Raw genomic sequence first — 18,686 nt, forward strand, 5'->3', positions numbered from 1 at the left:
GCGGTTAGCGCATCAGTTCGAAATGCCGCGGAAACGCCTGATGCAGCAGGAGCAGCATGGTCTTGCGCAGCACGTTGGTGTCACGACCGCGAGGGTTCAGGTGATCCCAATACCAGGCGCCATGAACCAGATAATTCAGGCTCTCTGACAGGGTGTCTATGTCGACGCCGGTATAACCGCCGCTGCGCGAAATCTCGATCAGCAGCTCGCGCGCCTCGGCGGTGTAGGCAAGGTCGCTCGGCAGGCCGATCTCGTTGTAGATCTGCATGCTCTTGCGGTCGCTGGAGAACACGACAAAGACCGAAACCCATTTCGGATGCTGCCGGGCGAAGTTTTGCGCGCAGTTGACCGCCCCGAGCAGGCGCTCAACCGGCGACAAGCCGGGCGCCCGCACCAGCGACACCCACAATTCATCGTATCGATCGCTGAGATACTGCAGGACGGCGCGAAAAAGGTTCTCCTTGCTGCGAAAATGGAAGACGACCAAGGCGTTGGACGAGCCGACATGCTCGGCGATGCGCTGCATGGTGACGCTTGCCAGCCCCTCCTCCGCGATGAGTTCGATGGTGGCGTCTATGATCCGCTGCACGCTGGCTTCGCCGCGCTCGCGCCGACGGTCCTTGGGCGGCGCGGCATCATTTGCCGAAACCCCGTCCTTGGCCATTGCGCCTTTGCGTTTTGTCGCTGCAGCCTTTTGTTGCGCCATCTTCGTCCAGTTCCTTTCGGACCTTGTGGCGGCGATCGCCGGCGCCGCCACGGATCCGTCTATTCGAGGTGCCCGGCGTCGGCTCACCACAAGCGAAGCCGGAGATCAAGCACCATCGCGGCAAGAGCCGCATCGCCCGATCAGAGCGACGGACGCGTTTCGGTGTTTGTGTACCATTGCCCCTTGGCCGTCTCATAGGCCATGGCAGCGCGGAAAACATCGGCGTCGCAATAGGTGCGGCCGACGATCTGGATGCCTGTCGGCACGCCGCTTGCCGCCCGGCCCGATGGCACGGACAGAACAGGACAGCGGCTCATCATGTTGAACGGCGTCGTCATCACCCAGCCCAGCGACGGGTTCACCTGCTTGCCGTTGATCTCAACCGTACCCGTGGTCTGATCGAACTCCGCCGGCACGGAGGGAAGCGCGTTGGTCGGGCAGATTAGGACATCGTAGGTCTCCAGCAGCGGCCCCAGCGTCTGGTACATCCTGGCCGCCACGTCGAGGGTCCCGACAAAATCCGCGGCTTTGGACTTCTGCCCGTCCTCGGCGAACTGCCTGGCATAGGTCGTCATGTCCTTGCCGTGCTCCTTGAGCAATTGCGACAGCGAGGCGCCGAAGAGATGTTCGAGATAAGCCATGCCGGCCTTGAGCACGTCATCGCCCCAGCCCAAATCGACTTCCTCGACCGTGGCGCCAAGCGAGCGGAACACATCGCAGGCCGCAAGCGTGTTCTTGCGCACATCGGCATCCACTTCGAAAGAACCAAGGTCCATCGAGAAAGCAATCTTCCAGCCCTTGATCGGCTTGTAATCCAGCGGCAGGCGCAGTTTTGGGCGCAGCGTGGCGATGTCGAGCGGGCTCGGTCCGGACATGACGTTCTGCAGCAGGATCGCATCCCCGACGTTTCGCGCCAGCGGTCCGGTATGGCAGTAGAAGTCGAGGTTGAACGGCGGCTCGTCCGGATTGCGGCCATAGGGCGGCTTGAAGCCGACAAGACCGCAGGCCGACGCTGGAATGCGGATCGATCCGGCAATGTCCGAGCCGGTGGCGATCGACGACGTGCCGGAAGCCAGCGTCGCCGCGGAACCTCCCGACGAACCGCCAGGGGTGAAATCCGGATTCCACGGATTGCGCGTCACGCCCCAGCGTCTCGACCAGGTGTAGCCGGCGCAGCTGAATTCAGGCGTCGCCGTACGGGCATGGACGATGCCTCCGGCCTTGATGATGCGCTCGTTCATCGTCGAGGTATGACCACCGATGGCATCCTTCGACAGCAGCGAGCCGTTCGATGTCGGCTTGCCCTTGATATAGCTCTCGTCCTTGATGCCGATGGGCAGCCCCTCGAGCGCCCCGGTGCGGGCGCCCTTGGCGTATTTCGCCTCGGCTTTCCTGGCTAGATCCATCGCCTCGTCGAAATGTGTGAAGGTGAAGCAGTTGATCGTCGGCTTGGTGGCCTCGGCGCGGCGGATGGTGGCCTGCATCAAGTCGACAGGCGAAAGTTTCTTCGCCTTGAACAGCCGCAGCGCCTCGCTGGCCGGCATGTAGCAAAGGTCGAGATCGGTCATGGGAAGTCTCCTGCGATCGGCGGATCGCGTTTGGCATGAATAGACAGGAGGTGGCCGCGCCGCGTGTGCGACGCGGAGAACCCGGATCAGGTCATTTCTGAAGGTCGGTCCAGATTTTCGTGTAGAGCGCCTGCACATCCGGCGGACAGGCCTGCATGAACTGGCCCTTGGCGGCGAACTCGGCGGGAACATCGACTTCCGGCACCCCTTTCATGTCCGCGGGCATGAAGGCTTCCGAGCCCTTGATGCCGTTGGCATAGCGGGCAAAGGCCGAGATCAGAGCGGCATTTTGCGGATCCATGACGAAGTTCTGGAAGAGCTTGGCATTTTCGACGTTTTTGGCGTCCTTCAGCACCGCGACATTGTCCATCCAGATCGGATAGCCTTCCTTGGGATAGCCATAGGCGATCTTGTCGTTCTGCAACCGCTGGCGCAGCGATATGCCGTTCCAGTTGACCCCGGCGGCGATGTCGCCCTTGCCCAGGCCATCGACGGCGCCGTAGTCGAAGGACAGCCATTTTGCCTTGGCCTCGACCAGCTTGTCGCGCACCTTCTTCAGCACCACCTTGTCGGCCGTGCAGTACTGGCCGCCTTCATAGGCGATGGCGAGGAACATGATGTCACCCATCTCGGGCACGACATTGATCTTGCCGACGAGCTCGGGCGGCGGGTCGAGGAAGATCGCGGACGTGTTGATGTCGCCGGAATAGACCGACTTGTTGACCGACACGCCGGTCGTGCCCCACTGCCATGGAACGGTGTATTTGCGGCCCGGATCGAATGGCACGTCGACCCATTTCGGGTCCATATTCTTGAAATTCTCCATGTTGTTGGGATCGGTCTCCAGCAGCAGGCCTTCGCTGATCCAGATCGGAACGACGCTTGCCGAAGGCACGACGATGTCGAAACCGGCGCCGCCCTGGCGGATCTTGGCAAGTGCAGTGTCGTTGGAATCGAAGTCGGTGACGGTGACCTTGACCTTGTAGGTCTCCTCGAACTTCTTGATCAGGTCGGGGCTGGTGTAGTTGCCCCAATTGTAGATGTTGAGCTCACCCTCGGCACGGGCCACGCCCGTGACAGTCAGCAACGACAGCCCGATGGCCGTCGCGGTCAGTTTCCAGTTCATGCTCCATGCTCCCATTGTTGGGACCGGCGGCGTTACGGCCTCAGGTCCGTTTCCGGCTGACGAAAAAGAAAGCGGTGACGATGCCGATCGACAGCACCAGGAAGGCTGTCGAGATTGCATTGATCTCGCGTGTGACGCCGCGGCGGATCTGGCCGAGCATGTAGGTGGGCAGCGTGTCCTGGCCACCGGATTTGACGAATTCGGTGATGACGACGTCATCCAGCGAGACGACGAAGGCGAGCATCAGCCCGGCCAGAATGCCCGGCCAAAGCAGCGGCAAGGTCACGTGCCGGAACGTCTTCCATTTGGTCGCGTAGAGGTCGGCCGCCGCGGTTTCGAGCGCCAGGTCCATGCTTTCGAGTCGCGCCCGGATCGGCAGATAGGCAAAGGGGACGCAGAAAGCGGTGTGCGCGGCGATGAGGTAGCCGAGGCCGGAATAGCCGGTCCAGATCTTGATGCGCGAAAACACGATCAGCAACGCCACCGCGGTCACGATCTCCGGCACCATGAGCGGCTGGTTGATGAAGGCGTATTTGAAGGTCAGTCCGCGATAGGGTTTGGTCCGGGTCGTCGCCAGTGCCGCCATGGTCGCCGAGATCGTCGCCAGCAGCGCAGCGACGGCCGCGATCTGGAACGAGCGGATCGACGATTCGATCACCAGCCCGTTGTTCCAGGCCACATGGAACCAGCGCAGCGAAAAGCCCTTCCAGATCGCCAGGGAATCGTTGTCGTTGAAGGCGTAGACCACCAGCGTGGCGATCGGCAGGTAGAGCAGGAAGAAGCACAGTATCGCCAGGCTGACGAAGCCGTTCTGCCGCCGGACGTCGAAGCGCTTAGCCATGGGCGCCATCCGACCTGGTCGTGTTGCGGACATAAAACAGCAGCGCCACCATGACGATCACCATCAAGGTGATCGACAGCGCCGCGCCAAGCGGCCAGTTTCGGCCCTGGCCGAACTGCAGCTCGATCAAATTGCCGATCATCAGGTTGGTGCCGCCACCCAGCACGCGCGGCGTCACATAGGCGCCAAGCGAAGGAATGAAGACGAGGATCGAGCCGGCGACGATGCCCGGCGTGACCAGCGGGATGATGATGCGCCTCAACACCTCGAACCGCGTCGCGTAGAGATCATAGCCCGCCTCGACAAGGCGGAAATCGATCTTCTCCATGCTGGCGTAGAGCGGCAGCACCATCAGCGGCAGGAAGACGTAGACCATGCCGGCCAGGACGGCGAAATTGGTGTACATGAGCTGGACGGGATGGTCGGTGATGCCAAGCAGCTGCAGCGCTGAATTGATGATGCCGTCATTGCGCAGCACTTCCTGCATGGCGAAGGTGCGGATCAGAAGGTTCGTCCAGAACGGTATGGTGATCAGGAACAGCCAGATGTCGCGCCGGTGATCCGGCCGCGTGGCGATGAAATAGGCGGTGGGAAAGCCCAGGATCAGGGTCAGCACAGTGGTTGCCAGCGACAGCGACACCGAGCGCCAGAAGATCGACAGATACGCAGTGGCGAAGGACAGCGTGTCGTCAAAGACATCGCGCTCGAACAGCACGCTCACCCAGGCGTCGGTCGAGAACTGCCATTTCACATCGCCGTAATTGCCTGGCGTCAGGAAGGAATAGACGACCACGATCAACAGCGGCCCAAGGGCCGCTAGGAAGACGATCAGCAGCGCTGGGGCCGAAAGCAGCCAGCGCAACCGGATATCGTCACGTTCGGCCTGTTCGGCGACCTCTTTCGCGGTTCCCATCGCCCTAGTCCTTCAGCAACTGGGCGGCGTCATCGCCGATGGAAATGCCGACCCTGGTGCCGTTTTCGAAACCGCAGCCGGCGCTGCGCGAATTCTGCTGGCGCACCATGAAGACATCGCCTTCGTCCAGCCGGACATGGATATGCGTGTCGGTGCCGAAATAGACGATGTTCTCGATCGTGCCGCTCAGATCGCCACGACCTTTGACGAGCTTCGCATGTTCAGGCCGGACCATCAGCGTTGCATTGCTGCCGGCGCGGAAGTCCACGGCGGCGGTCGCACAGATCTTCGCACCCGAGCGCAAGGCGACCTGCGCCTGGCCATTGCCTGCATTTTCGACCGTGCCGGTCAGGAAGTTCGTCTCGCCGATGAAGTCGGCGACGAACCGCTCCGCCGGGTGGTCATAGACATCCCACGGCGTGCCGACCTGCAGGATGTTGCCCGACGACATCACCGCGATGCGATCCGACATGGTCAGCGCTTCTTCCTGGTCGTGGGTGACGAAAATGAAGGTGATGCCCGTCTCATGCTGCAGCCGCTTCAATTCGATCTGCATTTCCTTGCGCAGCTTGTAGTCGAGCGCCGACAAAGGCTCGTCGAGCAGCAGCACTTTCGGCTGCGGCGCGAGCGCCCGGGCCAGCGCCACGCGCTGCTGCTGGCCGCCGGAGATCTGGCTGGTGCGCCGGTTCTTCAATTCCTGCATGTGGACGAGTTTCAGCATCGCGTCGACACGCGCTTCGATCTCGACCTTCGGCCTGCCCAGCATCTTCAGACCGAAGCCGATATTGTCGGCGACCGTCATGTGCGGGAACAGCGCATAGGACTGGAAGACAGTGTTGACCGGCCGCTTGAAGGGCGGCAGCGGTGCAATGTCCTGGCCATAGAGCAGGATCTCGCCGTCGGTCGGAAAGTCGAAGCCGGCAATCAGCCGCAGCAGCGTCGTCTTTCCGCAGCCGGATGGGCCAAGCAGCGTGAAGAATTCATTTTCGCGGATCGCGACGGAGACATTATCGAGCGCTCTGACCGAATCCTGGCCGGTTCCCCGAAAGACCCTGGTGACGCCCTTCGCCTCAACGGCGGGCCGCATGGCTGTCAAGATATTCCCCTCTCCCTGGTGGCCATTCACCCGCTAACGCCGGCTGGCCAACTCAATCCTCGACCTCAGGAATAACTGTGACTAAACATACAGTCAATATCTTTTTGCCGGCATGACCACGGCATCAACCAGTGATGCTGTGGCCGATGCGCCGGTGAACCCGTCATGAGATGGTCAAGGACGAGGCCATTGATGAATTGGGGCAAGTTTGCGGCGCCAACCTGCAGGTGGTGGCGCAGTGAATGGACGTTCTTTGCGTCAGATCCTCAGCCGCGCAGGCGTCGTGCCGCTGGTCATCAGGCCGATGATCCATATGCCTCGGGAGTTACAGCGCCCTTTGTGGGCATGGCGCTCCGGCGGCGTCACCACAGCGCGACGCCGTGGGCTGAGGTCGGAAGCTCGTCTCTTCGGACTGGCGCACCAGTTCGGCAAAGAGAAGCGCGAAGCTTCCCAACATCAGGAAGACGATGATCAGGCGTGTTACCGGCAATAGGTCGGCCTCGACTGGCTAGCCCCCACGCCACCCATCCACTGCCGGCTAACATGGCCGACCTGGCTTTACGAGAGCTTAAGCCCGGTCTTAACCATCACATTCGCGTAGCCTTTGACATGATGCGCGAACGGCAAGTCCGCATCCCGCCGTTGCGCGGCCGCCTTGCCATCCGGGATGGCTTGTCACGGAATAGCGGCTCCCTTTGCAGACGCACCCCGCCCATGCTACCCCGGCGCTGGCGCGGCCCAGCAACCGGCCGCTGCCAACCGGTCGTCATCGGGGAGCCATGAGCAAAGCCGCCAGCCGTATCGCCTTCGTCTCGTCCGACACCACTGACGCCAAGACGGCGCTGGAAAGCCTGTCGGCGCGCTATGGCCAATCCTCCGTCGAGGATGCCGAGATCGTCGTTGCGCTTGGCGGTGACGGCTTCCTGCTGCAGACCCTGCGCGACACGATGGGGACCGGCAAGAAGGTCTATGGCATGAACCGTGGCACCATCGGTTTCCTGATGAACGAATACCGGTCCGGTGGCCTCACCGAGCGTATCGCGGCCGCCGTCGCCGAAACGATCCGCCCGCTGGAGATGCTGGCCGTCACCTCGGACGGCGAAACGGTTTCGGCGCTGGCGATCAACGAGGTGGCGCTGTGGCGCCAATCCTACCAGACGGCCAAGATCCGTATCACCGTCGACGAGCAGGTCCGGCTCGAGGAACTGAGCTGCGACGGCGTGATGATCGCGACGCCTGCCGGATCCACCGCCTACAATCTTTCGGCGCACGGGCCGATCCTGCCGCTCGATGCGCCACTGCTGGCGCTGACCCCGGTCAGCCCGTTTCGCCCGCGCCGCTGGCGCGGTGCGCTGCTCTCCAACAAGGCGACCGTGCGCTTCGACATTCTCGAGCCGGAAAAGCGGCCGGTGAACGCCGCCGCCGACCATACCGAGGTCAAGGCGGTGACCTCGGTAACGGTACGGGAATCACCAACGGCGACAGCAACGTTGCTGTTCGATCCCAATCATTCCTGGAACGAGCGCATTCTGGCCGAGCAGTTCCGCTACTGAGCCGGCGCAGTGACCAACACCTCGATTAAGCATCCCGATTAAGGTTACAACTTCACAATCGCACCAATGCCGCCCGTTTCTGTTGACAAATCGCGGGCTTGCGCCTAATCGCAATACCAATCTTGCAGGCGCGTGGCGCTTGCCGCGACAGACGCCGTTGCGCTTCCCCGAACCAGCCAAAGACAACAACACTTGTCCTCAGACACCACGACCGCTCAAGAAGCGTTGACCTTCGCAGACCTCGGCCTGTCGCCGAAGGTCCTTTCCGCAGTCACCGACGCCGGCTACACCCAGCCGACGCCGATCCAGGCTGGTGCCATTCCGCACGCCTTGCTCGGTAAGGATATTCTGGGCATCGCCCAGACCGGCACAGGGAAAACGGCTTCCTTTGTGCTGCCAATGCTGACCCGCCTCGAAAAAGGCAGGGCTCGTGCCCGCATGCCGCGCACGCTGATCCTGGAGCCGACGCGCGAGCTCGCCGCACAGGTCGAAGAGAATTTCATCAGATACGGCAAGAACCACAAGCTCAACATCGCACTTCTGATCGGCGGCGTGTCGTTCGACGAACAGGACAAGAAGTTGGAGCGCGGTGCCGACGTGCTGATCGCGACGCCCGGCCGCCTGCTCGACCACCGCGAACGCGGCAAGTTGCTGCTCAACGGCGTCGAGATCCTCGTCATCGACGAAGCGGACCGTATGCTCGACATGGGCTTCATTCCCGACATCGAGCGCATCTGCGAGATGATTCCGTTCACCAGGCAGACGCTGTTCTTCTCGGCGACGATGCCGCCCGAAATCACCAAGCTCACCGAAAAGTTCCTGCATGCGCCGGTGCGCGTCGAAGTCTCGAAGGCCGCGTCCGCGGCGACCAACATCATCCAGCGGCTGGTCAAATCCGGCTCCAAGCCATGGGACAAGCGCGAGACATTGCGCAACCTCATCAAGGCCGAGGATGCGGAACTGAAGAACGCCATCATCTTCTGCAACCGCAAGGTCGAAGTGTCGGAGCTGTTCCGCTCGCTGCTGAAGTATGATTTCGACGCCGGTGCGTTGCATGGCGACATGGACCAGCGCGCGCGCATGCAGATGCTGGCCAATTTCCGCGACGGCAAGCTGCGCTACCTCGTCGCTTCCGACGTCGCCGCGCGCGGCCTCGACATCCCCGATGTCAGCCACGTCTTCAACTACGACGTGCCGATCCATGCCGAGGATTATGTCCACCGCATTGGCCGCACTGGCCGCGCCGGGCGCTCTGGAAAATCCTTCACCATCGCGACCAAGTCGGATACCAAGTACATCGACGCCATCGAGCGGCTGATTGGCAACAAGATCGAATGGCATGACGGCGACCTGTCGACAGTGGTCGCCAGCGAAGGCGGCGAGGACGACGCTCCGCGCCGTGGCAAGGGCGCCCCGCGCCGTGCCGGCCGCAAGGACGATGACCGCAAGGACCGGGGTGAGCGCAAACCGCGCGAACGCCACGCCAGGCCAAGCGAAGATGCGGCACCGGCAATGGTACGCGAGGAGCAGCCTGATGTGGTCGAGACCGCAGTCGCCGACATCGGCGAACGGCGCTCGCGCAAGGAAGCGATCCGTTCGGAAAACACCGAGCGCAAATCATCCGATCGCAACGAGCAGCGCGCACCGGAACGCGGCGACACCAGGCCGCAGCGCGACAGCAACCGCCCTGCCCGCCAACGCCACCAGGAAGATAACGACTCCACCGTCGGCTTCGGCGATGACATGCCGGCCTTCATGCGGATCGTCGCCAAGGTCTGACCCCCGAGCGCTTTCGAAGGCAAGCCAGCCATCCGGCTTGCCTTCTCGGCAAGGCTCCCAAAGCGTGTCGCGTCTGAACGGGTTCAAACGACCCGCTTTAAGTCTCTGTTCATGTCGACATGGATCAGCCTGGTTCGCCCGTTACATTGGCCCGGGCATCATCTTGGTCGGCTTTTCCAGCATCGGAAACTCGGCCTTGTTGCATTTCACGTTCGGGTTCGTCGGACTGAACATGCCGTTCGGGTTGTCCCCGAGCCAGGCGTGAAGATCATAGTGGACGAACTCTTTCGGGATGAGCGGATAGTGTCCCTCCATCGGGCCCATGAAGGTTTGGCCAAACAGCTTCGGCGGTGCCTTGATGTCCGGCGTCAGCGGCACGAGCCATTCCACGCCCACCAGGCGCAGGCCCTTCTTGGTTGGTTCGTAAATCAGCACATTGGGGTGCATCGGGTCGAGTTTCTGGCCGACACTCGGGACATTGACGAAATGGATACCCATGGCGCCCTTCGGGTAATCCATCGCGCCCGGTATCTTTTCTCCGCTGTAATAGACGCAGCCGACTGTCGACAGATAAAGGTCGCGGACGGCGGCGGTGTAGTCCTCATATTTGGCGAGCGACTTTTTCAAGGCATCGATGTCGGCCTTGTTGGCGTCCTCGGCCAGGGCCGTAGCGATGCCCAACCATGCGCTTGCGAGACTTGTTAAAGCGAGGACGCCGCAGCGCCCAAGGGTGGCTGTTCTTGCCATGCATTCCTCCCAGACTTTCTGATCTGGCCGTGCAAGACCGAGGCGGAAAAATGCTGATTGCGCGGCCAGTTTGTACCGCCTCATCCCCTCCGGAACAGCGATGATGCTATTCCTTTGCATGGCTGCGCGAAAGCTCTTATTTTAGCAAAGACTAATCCTATGGTGCTCCATCTGAAGAGCGCCGACATCAGCTCAAGCAAAAACGGCCCCCACGCGGGGGCCGTTTCGCATTGATTTGCCGAACAGCTCAGGTGAGCGGCGACAACTGAATCTCGACACGGCGGTTCTGGGCGCGGCCTTCGGCTGTCGCATTGGACGCGACGGGACGCGTCTTGCCGAAACCGGTGACGGCGAAGCGGCGCTGATCGACGCCCTGGCCGGACAGATAGTTGGCGACGGCCAGCGCGCGGCGCTGCGACAAGTCGAAATTGTGCTGGTCACCGCCGGTCGAATCGGTGTGGCCGAAGACGTCGACCGTGGTCTGCTTGAACTTCTTCAGCACCAGCGCAACCGAGTTCAGCACCTGGTAGAAGCCGGGCTTCACCGCATCCTGATCCGAGTTGAAGGTGATGTCCGACGGCATGTTGAGGATGATCTGGTCGCCGCTACGGGTGACGCTGACGCCGGTGCCCTCGAGCTGCCGGCGCAGTTCGGCTTCGTTCTGGTCCATGGTGGCGCCGATGGCGCCGCCGGCCAGCGCGCCGATGCCGGCGCCGATCAGCGCGTTGCGGCGGTCATTGCCGCCAGCAAGCAAGCCAAGGCTGGCACCCGCCAGGGCGCCAAGGCCGGCGCCGGCCGCCGTGTTGGAAATCTTCTGGTCGCCGGTATACGGATCGGTGGTGGTGCAGGCACTCACGAGCACAGCCGTCGCCACGACGACGAGCACAGTCTTTTTCATAGGATCGTCCCTCTCCAAGTCACGCCTTGCGGTGGCGCCAAATCAGCCCTTCCCGCGACTTGTACCATGAATTGCGGCGAAAAGCGGAACGGCAAAAGCGCCGCCCATGGCTTTTCCCGGAGGACTAATGCCCGACGAAAGCGCCGCATCGCCGTGCCGGAATGGCCTGATCAGGCTACCAGAGATTCTTGCCGTCAATGATCACCACTTCGACCTTGTCGAGATCGAAATCGTCGAACAGTCGCGAGTTGACGCTGATCTTGGGATTGTCGAAATCCGGCTCGCCGGTCGACCAGTCCGGCGTTTCGGTAAAGGTGCCGCAGCCGCAGGTGGCGCAAAAACCGTGCCTTACGGTTTTCGACCCCCACTCGTAGACAGAAACGTTCTCCGGCGGGCTGGTAAGCTTGAATTGCGATGGAACGTAGTAGGCCCAGAGCGAGCCGCGTTTCGAGCAGAACGAACAGGTGCATTGCGTCACCGTCCGCGGTGCCTGCGAAACCTCGAATGTCGTCGCCTTGCAATGACAGCTTGCCTTGATGGTCATCAACGAACTCCTTCTGTCGCCCGCCGCCCTGTACGGCAAAGGCAGCATAAGGAGGTGCTCCTGACAACTGTCTGTCAGCAGGCATCCACCGAACCGCGGAAACCCGGCCTGTCGTCAATAAGAGCGCGGCGGCACGAACAGGCAGATTGTCTTGCCAGCGTCGAGACCGGCCTGATGCGCGCACCAGTGAAACTCGCCGTCCGGGCTGTCCTTGACGCGCTTGTCGCTCATTGGAACGACCTCACCCGTTCCGGCGATGACATAGCCCTCGGGCTTCTCCAACACTTCGCCGGTATGGGTGGTGCGACAATCATAGTTGGCGCAGCATGCGAATGGGTAACTCCAGCCTTGCGGCTTTGCCGCCGTGGGCGTGGCGTCATGTGCGAAGGCAGGTGCCGTCAGCATTGCGGTCGCGCCGATTGCGAGCAGGGAAAACAAAAGTCGGCCAGCCGGTTGAACGGCATTGGCCGATCTGGATGTGGCAGCAGACATGGAAACGTTCCTTTCAAACGAGCGTCAAGCGTTTCGCTTGCCCGTTCCCGGAACGTGTCTTCCCAGCGGCCAGATCGTCAGCTTGCAGATATGCCGCGACCGGCCATAAATGCTTTTTGTCTCCCCTCAATGCCGTGAATGGTGAGCGCAAATGTGAGTCGACGCAAGAAATTGCTGCGTGGCCGGCCGAAGCCTATTCGTCGACGGATCCAGCTGCCACGACGTGCTCTTCATACTGCGGCAGATCGTCAGCGATGGTGAACCAGCCGGCCTTCGAGCCGACGAAAATATGCGCGGTCGGACGGATGGCCGGATCGTCGACGAGGGTTCCCATGGCGACATGGACGTAGGCGCCATCGCGCACGAGCGAATAAAGCAAGGAGCCGCACCGGCCGCAATGCGCGTCATGGCCGCTTTCGTCGCCGAAGATCAGGAGCTTGTCTTGCCCCGCGGTGAGGGCAAACTTGCCGCGTTCGATGCCGGCGAAAGGCTTGAAGGCCGAACCGGTGGTGCGCCGGCAGTTCGAACAATGGCAATTCCCGGCATAGATGAATTCGTCGGCGACCTCGTAGTGAACCGCGCCGCAAAAGCACTTTCCGGTGAGCTTGCTCGGCACTCTCTCCTCCGTCGCTGTGGTGCGCAGGGTATGTTCAGATTCAGGTCAGCCCGAGTTTGCAGGCCGGCCTCACCTGAATATGAGCATACACTAGTCCAGGTCCGCCACGGCTTCACCGGCACCGCCTTCGATGCGCTGCGACAACGAGGCTTCCATGAAATCGTCGAGGTCGCCATCGAGCACGCTCGACGGGCTGGTGCTCTCGACGCCGGTGCGGAGATCCTTCACCAGCTGATAGGGCTGCAGCACATAGGAGCGGATCTGGTGACCCCAGCCGATGTCGCTCTTCGACGCTTCGGTGGCGTTTGCAACCGCCTCGCGCTTTTTCAGCTCTTCCTCGTAGAGGCGCGAGCGCAGCATTTCCCAGGCCTTGGCCTTGTTCTTGTGCTGTGAACGTTCGGCCTGGCAGGCGACGGCGATGCCAGTGGCCAGATGTGTGATACGCACCGCCGAATCGGTGGTGTTGACGTGCTGGCCGCCGGAGCCGGACGAGCGATAGGTGTCGATGCGGACGTCGGATTCGGAAACGTCGATCTCGATCGTGTCGTCGATGACCGGATAGACCCAGACGCTGGCGAAGGACGTGTGCCGGCGCGCATTGCTGTCATAGGGCGAAATACGCACCAGGCGATGCACGCCCGATTCCGTCTTCATCCAGCCATAGGCATTGTGGCCCTTGATCATCAACGTGGCGGACTTGATGCCGGCCTCCTCGCCGTCATGCACTTCCAGCACCTCGACCTTGAAGCGGCGTCGCTCGGCCCAGCGCGTGTACATGCGCAGCAGCATCGAGGCCCAATCCTGGCTTTCGGTGCCGCCGGCGCCGGCATGGATTTCGAGATAGGTGTCGTTGGCGTCGGCTTCACCCGACAGCAGCGTCTCGACCTGGCGCGCCTTCGCCTCGCCCTGCATCGAGCGGATCGCGGCTTCAGCCTCGGCGATGACGCCCTCGTCGCGTTCTTCCTCGCCGAGCTCGATCAGGCCGATATTGTCTTCCAGCGCCTGCGTCAGACCTTTCACCGAGGCGATGCCTTCTTCGAGGCCCTGGCGTTCGCGCATCAGCTTCTGCGCTTCCAGCGGCTCGTTCCAGAGGCTGGCATCCTCGGCGCGCACATTGAGGTATTCAAGCCGCTTTATGGCCTGATCCCAGTCAAAGATGCCTCCTCAGCAGGGTTATCGCCTGCCTGATCTCGTCGACAATATTCTGCGTTTCCGCGCGCATGGCTGGCTGTTCTGTCCTGTTTGCTGAAATCGGTCGGCGCGATACATAGGGAGGCCGCCGCCGGCTGTAAAGCAAAATGGGCTGGCGCAAGGCCAGCCCATCCGCTCATGAAAATCGTCAGTAGAGGCCGCCGCCGCCGGACTGGATGGCTTGATTGGCCTGCGGCGACAGCGCGCCACCGGTGGCATTGGAGCCGTCGGCGCCCATGCCGATCACCCAATAGCTGTCGGCGGGACCGGTGCCCGGCTTGAAGGCTTCGATGATGGTGCCCGGATCGCCCGATGCGGCACGCATGCCGGTCTTGCGGTTGATGGCGACCAGGTTCATGCCTTCGGGCACCTTGAAGTCGACATTCGGCGTGCCGTCCAGCGCCACCCGCATGAAGTCCTTGAAGATTGGTGCTGCGAGACCACCACCGGTGGCGCCATGACCCAGGCCGCGCGGCGTGTCGTAGCCCATGTAGAGACCGACGACGAGGTTGGGCGTGTAACCGATGAACCAGGCGTCCTTTTCGTCGTTCGTCGTTCCGGTCTTGCCGGCGATATGGCGGCCAAGTTCGCCGATGGTGGCACCGGTGCCGCGCTGCACGACACCCTCCATCATCGAAGTGATCTGGTAGGCCGTCATCGGATCGAGCACCTGCTCGGAATTGTCGACCAGTTCAGGCTCCGGCTGGTTCTGCCATTCGGGCGCATTGCAGCCCTGGCAGCCACGTTCATCCTGCTTGAACACCGTCTTGCCGTAGCGATCCTGGATGCGGTCGATGAGCGACGGTTTGATCGACTTGCCGCCATTGGCCATGATCGAATAGGCCGACACCATGCGCATCACGGTCGTTTCGCCGGAGCCCAGCGCCATCGGCAGATAGGGCGCCAGATGGTCGTAGACGCCAAAGCGCTCGGCATATTCGACGACCAGCTTCATGCCCATGTCATTGGCAAGCCGCACCGTCATCAGGTTGCGCGACTTCTCGATGCCGGAGCGCAGGGTCGCCGGACCAGCGACGGTCCCGTCGTAGTTCTTCGGCGTCCAGGTCGTGTTGCCGCTCTGGATGGTGATCGGCCCGTCCATGATCACCGAAGCCGGCGTATAGCCATTGTCGAGCGCCGCCGAGTAGACGATCGGCTTGAACGAGGAGCCCGGCTGGCGCATGGCTTGCGTCGCGCGGTTGAATTCGGACTGCGCGTAGGAGAAGCCGCCGACCATGGCCAGCACGCGGCCGGTATGCGGATCCATGGCGATCAGGCCGCCCTCAACCTCCGGAACCTGGCGCAGGCTGTAGGCATTGTCGGAGCCATCGTTCTTCTGCACAAAGATGACGTCGCCCGGCTTCAACACCTCCGCCGGCGACTTGGCCTTGACGGTCTTGCCGTCGACCACATGGCGCATGGCAAAACCCATGTCCTCCTTGCTGACGGTGCCTTCGACGCGTTCCTTGACGATGTCGCCGGATGCCTGGCGCGCGGGCTGCAGGCCGATCGACAGGCCTGTCGCCGAACTGTCGAGCACGACGGCGAGCGACCACTCGGGAACATCCTCCAGCCCCTTGACGGCGCCCAGCGGGACGCCCCAATCGCCGGACACGTCGATTGATTTCACCGGTCCGCGATAGCCGCGCAGCGTGTCGTATTTCATCAAACCGTTCTGCATCGCCGTGCGGGCAATGAGCTGGACCTTCGGGTCAAGGGTGGTGCGAATGGACAGGCCGCCCTCATAGAGCGCGTTCTCGCCATAGCGGGCGATGATCTGCCGGCGAACCTCTTCCGTGAAATACTCGCCGGCGAAAAGATAGGAGCCGGTGCGGCGCGGGGCAACGCCAAGCGGCTCGGCCTTCGCTTTCGCACCCTCTTCGGGGGTGACGTAGCCGTTCTCGACCATCTGGCCGATGACCCAGTTTCGCCGCTCAAGCGCGCGATCGGCATGCTTGAAGGGATTGTAGTTGGCCGGACCTTTCGGCAGCGATGCCAGATAAGCGGCCTCGGCCACCGTCAATTCGTTCACCGACTTGTCGAAATAGGTCAGTGCGGCGCCGGCCACACCATAGGCGTTGAAGCCAAAGAAAATCTCATTGAGATAAAGCTCAAGGATACGGTCCTTGGAATAGGCCTGTTCGATGCGAAACGAAAGGATGGCCTCCTTGACCTTGCGTTCCAGGGAGCGCTCGTTAGTGAGGAGGAAGTTTTTGGCAACCTGTTGGGTGATCGTCGAACCGCCCTGCATCGGTCCACCCGAAACGTAAGTGAGCGCCGCGCGGCCCAATCCCGTTATGTCCACGCCAGGGTGGGTGTAGAAATTCTTGTCCTCGGCCGACAGAAAGGCCGCCTTGACACGGTCGGGGATCGCCTGAATCGGCAAATACAGGCGCCGTTCGCGCGCATATTCCGCCATGAGAGAGCCATCCGAGGCATGGATGCGGGTAGTCACCGGCGGCTCGTACTTGGCCAGCACTTCGTAGTCAGGCAGATCCTTTGCCACATGGCCGATGTAGATCGCAACGCCCGCCGCGACCAGAAGGGCCAGCGTCGTGCCGATGCCAAAAAAATAGCCAATGAGACGAATCATACCCGCTCCAGTCCTTGGTTCGGGAATTTCCTAAACGAAGCCGCCTTTCGCGCAAGCTTTCGAGCCGGTCCCAATCCGTAATCGAAAACCCTTGTCGCCACCATGTGGACAAAATACGGCAATGCCGGATTTCGCGGCCGCGAGCCGGAAATAAAAGCACCGGGTGTTGTCGTCGCGCAACGCCGCCTCTGGTTGCAGGCGCCGCCAGGCATGTCAGCCTCCGGTTCCCGGTCCGGCCTTGGCTGAAGCAAAAAGCGCGACGGCATTGGTTATGCTCTGGGCGGCCTTGCCCCGCCAGTCGGCGTTGAGCAGCTGCGCCTCGTCCTTGGCGTTCGAGAGGTAACCGAGTTCGACCAGCACGGACGGCACATCGGGTGCCTTGAGCACCTTGAAGCCCGCCGAACGCTGGGGATTGTTGATAAGGCCGACGCTGGTCGACAGCTGGCCGACCAGCGTGTGGGCGAAACTCATCGAGAAATTGTGCGTTTCGCGGCGGATCAGGTCGATCAGGATGTCGGTGACTTCCTTTTTGTCGTTCTTGATCTCCATGCCGGCGAACTGGTCGGAGAGGTTTTCTCGGTCGGCAAGCGCCTGCGCCTCGGGATCCGAAGCCCTGTCGGAGACGGTGTAGACGGTGGCGCCGCGAATGCCCTTGACGCTGATTGTGTCGGCATGGATGGAAATGAGCAGGTCGGCCTCATGCTGCCGGGCAATGCGCACGCGATCGTCCAGACGTAGGAATTCGTCTGTGTCGCGCGTCATGAACACATCGTAATTGCCGACGGCTGCGAGTTTGTCGCGCAGCTCCGTGGCGAAGGCCAGCGTGACGTTCTTCTCGATGGTGCCGTTCAGGCCCTCGGCGCCGCCGTCGATGCCGCCATGGCCGGGGTCAATGACCACGGTGAAACGATGGCCCGGATTGGACACCGGTCCGGTGCCGACCCGCCCTCCCTTGTCGGTCGAAACCGTCGATCCGGTGGTCAGCGCCTGATTTGCAAGTGCGGCATCAAACTCGCGTGCGGAGACCGCCGACATGTCGATGGCAATGCGGTAGCCGGTTCCGTCCTCATTCTTGAGCACATCGAGCTTGTCGACGGCGAACGGTCCCTTGCCGGTGAGGATCAGCCGCGAAACGCCCTCGCCGAGTTCGCCCAGGCGCACACCCTTGACCAGGCCGCGTGCTTTCAAATCCTTGGCGTCAATGGCGAATCTCGTATTGGCGAGATCGATGACAAGGCGGTTGGGGCCGCGCAACAGGAACCATTTGATATCGGGTTCGCGATCGAAATCCATGACGATGCGCATCTTGGTGGCATCGCCGGCCATCTTGTAGCCCTTTGCCACCAGCGGAGCGTCGGCGGCATTGGCAATCGAGGAAAAGCCAGAACAGATCGCCAGCAGCAGCAAGAGGCAGAAGGCGCAGAGAATCCGGCCGCCAACACGACATCCCTTGTCTGTGAAGTCCGCCAGTCCCATCTCTCTTCCAGTCGCTCCCGGTTTGGCGCCAGGCGCCCGGTCGTTTTTGTCGAAATGCCGGTTAGGCCGCGAACTCGATTAACGATTGGTATCCAGAGAAGGTTAACCAAGCCTTTTCATGCAGGTCGTAACCCAGACTTACGTTACGGAACTGCTTTTTGCCGGCATCGGAAATCGGGGTTGCCTTCCACCCCGCCAAATCATAAAAGCGATGGTGGATCACTGCAATCCTGGAACCGCCCTCCTCCGCAGCTTCTTGCTACAGGGTCAGACGTAAAGGCGGCTCCTTTCGCTTCACGCGAAAAGGGTTCAGGTGATCGCGACGAATTTCGCAGGCGTGCGCCCGTGGCGGGGGAATCGCCTGCGTGAGGAAAACGGCCGGGTTTGTCCCCGTGCCGGCTCTGTATGAGCAAACAAGCTGGTCCGGTTCGTCCGGGCTTTGGTTCAAAAGGTTCTGCTGGTGACGATGGCTTCAAGCGCAATCATGGAAAGGTCCGCATCAAACCGCGCCATTATGGCTGCGGGCGGCACCGCCATGGCGCTCAAG

Annotated in this window: 16 protein-coding genes; 2 read left to right on the top strand and 14 right to left on the bottom strand. The window is 61.7% G+C overall.

Annotated features, from left to right (window positions below):
- Window positions 1-4: 4 nt before the first annotated feature.
- The 6 genes from C8D77_RS33435 to C8D77_RS33460 form a co-directional block, all read right to left on the bottom strand.
- A complete protein-coding gene (locus C8D77_RS33435; protein WP_109671755.1) occupies window positions 5-706 on the bottom strand; it encodes a TetR/AcrR family transcriptional regulator in 702 nt (233 codons plus the stop codon).
- Between the two features lie 140 nt (window positions 707-846).
- Window positions 847-2,274: an amidase gene (locus C8D77_RS33440; protein WP_109671683.1), complete on the bottom strand. Its 1,428-nt coding sequence runs from the start codon at window positions 2,272-2,274 to the stop codon at window positions 847-849.
- A 91-nt stretch (window positions 2,275-2,365) separates the two neighbouring features.
- Window positions 2,366-3,400, bottom strand: coding sequence for an extracellular solute-binding protein (locus C8D77_RS33445; RefSeq protein WP_109671684.1), 1,035 nt, complete (start codon window positions 3,398-3,400; stop codon window positions 2,366-2,368).
- Between the two features lie 40 nt (window positions 3,401-3,440).
- Window positions 3,441-4,241: an ABC transporter permease gene (locus C8D77_RS33450; protein ID WP_109671758.1), complete on the bottom strand. Its 801-nt coding sequence runs from the start codon at window positions 4,239-4,241 to the stop codon at window positions 3,441-3,443.
- Window positions 4,234-5,154 carry an ABC transporter permease gene (locus tag C8D77_RS33455; protein ID WP_109671685.1) on the bottom strand — a complete coding sequence of 307 codons (921 nt, stop codon included), beginning with the start codon at window positions 5,152-5,154 and terminating at the stop codon, window positions 4,234-4,236. Before C8D77_RS33455 ends, C8D77_RS33450 begins: the two co-directional genes overlap by 8 nt.
- Window positions 5,155-5,158: 4 nt before the next feature.
- Complete coding sequence (locus tag C8D77_RS33460) at window positions 5,159-6,241, bottom strand: ABC transporter ATP-binding protein (protein WP_109671686.1); 1,083 nt, start codon at window positions 6,239-6,241, stop codon at window positions 5,159-5,161.
- Window positions 6,242-7,029: 788 nt separating this feature from the next.
- On the opposite strand from C8D77_RS33460, the gene C8D77_RS33465 reads away from it, so the two are divergent.
- Together C8D77_RS33465 and C8D77_RS33470 are read left to right on the top strand one after the other, a co-directional pair.
- Entirely contained in the window at window positions 7,030-7,803 is a 774-nt protein-coding gene (locus C8D77_RS33465) for an NAD kinase (RefSeq protein ID WP_109671687.1), read from the top strand.
- A 192-nt stretch (window positions 7,804-7,995) separates the two neighbouring features.
- A complete protein-coding gene (locus C8D77_RS33470) occupies window positions 7,996-9,582 on the top strand; it encodes a DEAD/DEAH box helicase (protein WP_164548698.1) in 1,587 nt (528 codons plus the stop codon).
- A 141-nt stretch (window positions 9,583-9,723) separates the two neighbouring features.
- On the opposite strand, the gene C8D77_RS33475 is transcribed toward C8D77_RS33470, so the two are convergent.
- The 8 genes from C8D77_RS33475 to C8D77_RS33510 form a co-directional block, all read right to left on the bottom strand.
- On the bottom strand, window positions 9,724-10,329 hold the full coding sequence (locus tag C8D77_RS33475) for a hypothetical protein (RefSeq protein ID WP_109671689.1): 606 nt from the start codon (window positions 10,327-10,329) through the stop codon (window positions 9,724-9,726).
- A 247-nt stretch (window positions 10,330-10,576) separates the two neighbouring features.
- Complete coding sequence (locus C8D77_RS33480; RefSeq protein WP_013531371.1) at window positions 10,577-11,227, bottom strand: YiaD family glycine zipper/OmpA-like lipoprotein; 651 nt, start codon at window positions 11,225-11,227, stop codon at window positions 10,577-10,579.
- 175 nt (window positions 11,228-11,402) lie between these two features.
- Window positions 11,403-11,771, bottom strand: coding sequence for a GFA family protein (locus tag C8D77_RS33485; RefSeq protein WP_109671690.1), 369 nt, complete (start codon window positions 11,769-11,771; stop codon window positions 11,403-11,405).
- A 114-nt stretch (window positions 11,772-11,885) separates the two neighbouring features.
- Complete coding sequence (locus tag C8D77_RS33490; RefSeq protein WP_109671691.1) at window positions 11,886-12,263, bottom strand: hypothetical protein; 378 nt, start codon at window positions 12,261-12,263, stop codon at window positions 11,886-11,888.
- 193 nt (window positions 12,264-12,456) lie between these two features.
- On the bottom strand, window positions 12,457-12,879 hold the full coding sequence (locus C8D77_RS33495; RefSeq protein ID WP_109671692.1) for a GFA family protein: 423 nt from the start codon (window positions 12,877-12,879) through the stop codon (window positions 12,457-12,459).
- A 90-nt stretch (window positions 12,880-12,969) separates the two neighbouring features.
- A protein-coding gene (prfB, locus tag C8D77_RS33500; RefSeq protein WP_109671693.1) for a peptide chain release factor 2 occupies window positions 12,970-14,101 on the bottom strand; the annotation gives its coding sequence in 2 pieces (ribosomal slippage) (window positions 12,970-14,034 and window positions 14,036-14,101; 1,131 coding nt in all).
- Between the two features lie 117 nt (window positions 14,102-14,218).
- A complete protein-coding gene (locus C8D77_RS33505) occupies window positions 14,219-16,663 on the bottom strand; it encodes a penicillin-binding protein 1A (RefSeq protein ID WP_109671694.1) in 2,445 nt (814 codons plus the stop codon).
- A 213-nt stretch (window positions 16,664-16,876) separates the two neighbouring features.
- Window positions 16,877-18,139, bottom strand: coding sequence for an N-acetylmuramoyl-L-alanine amidase (locus tag C8D77_RS33510; protein ID WP_109671695.1), 1,263 nt, complete (start codon window positions 18,137-18,139; stop codon window positions 16,877-16,879).
- Window positions 18,140-18,686 lie beyond the last annotated feature (547 nt).

Source organism: Mesorhizobium loti (assembly GCF_003148495.1).
In the GTDB taxonomy this organism is placed as follows: Bacteria; Pseudomonadota; Alphaproteobacteria; order Rhizobiales; family Rhizobiaceae; genus Mesorhizobium; species Mesorhizobium loti.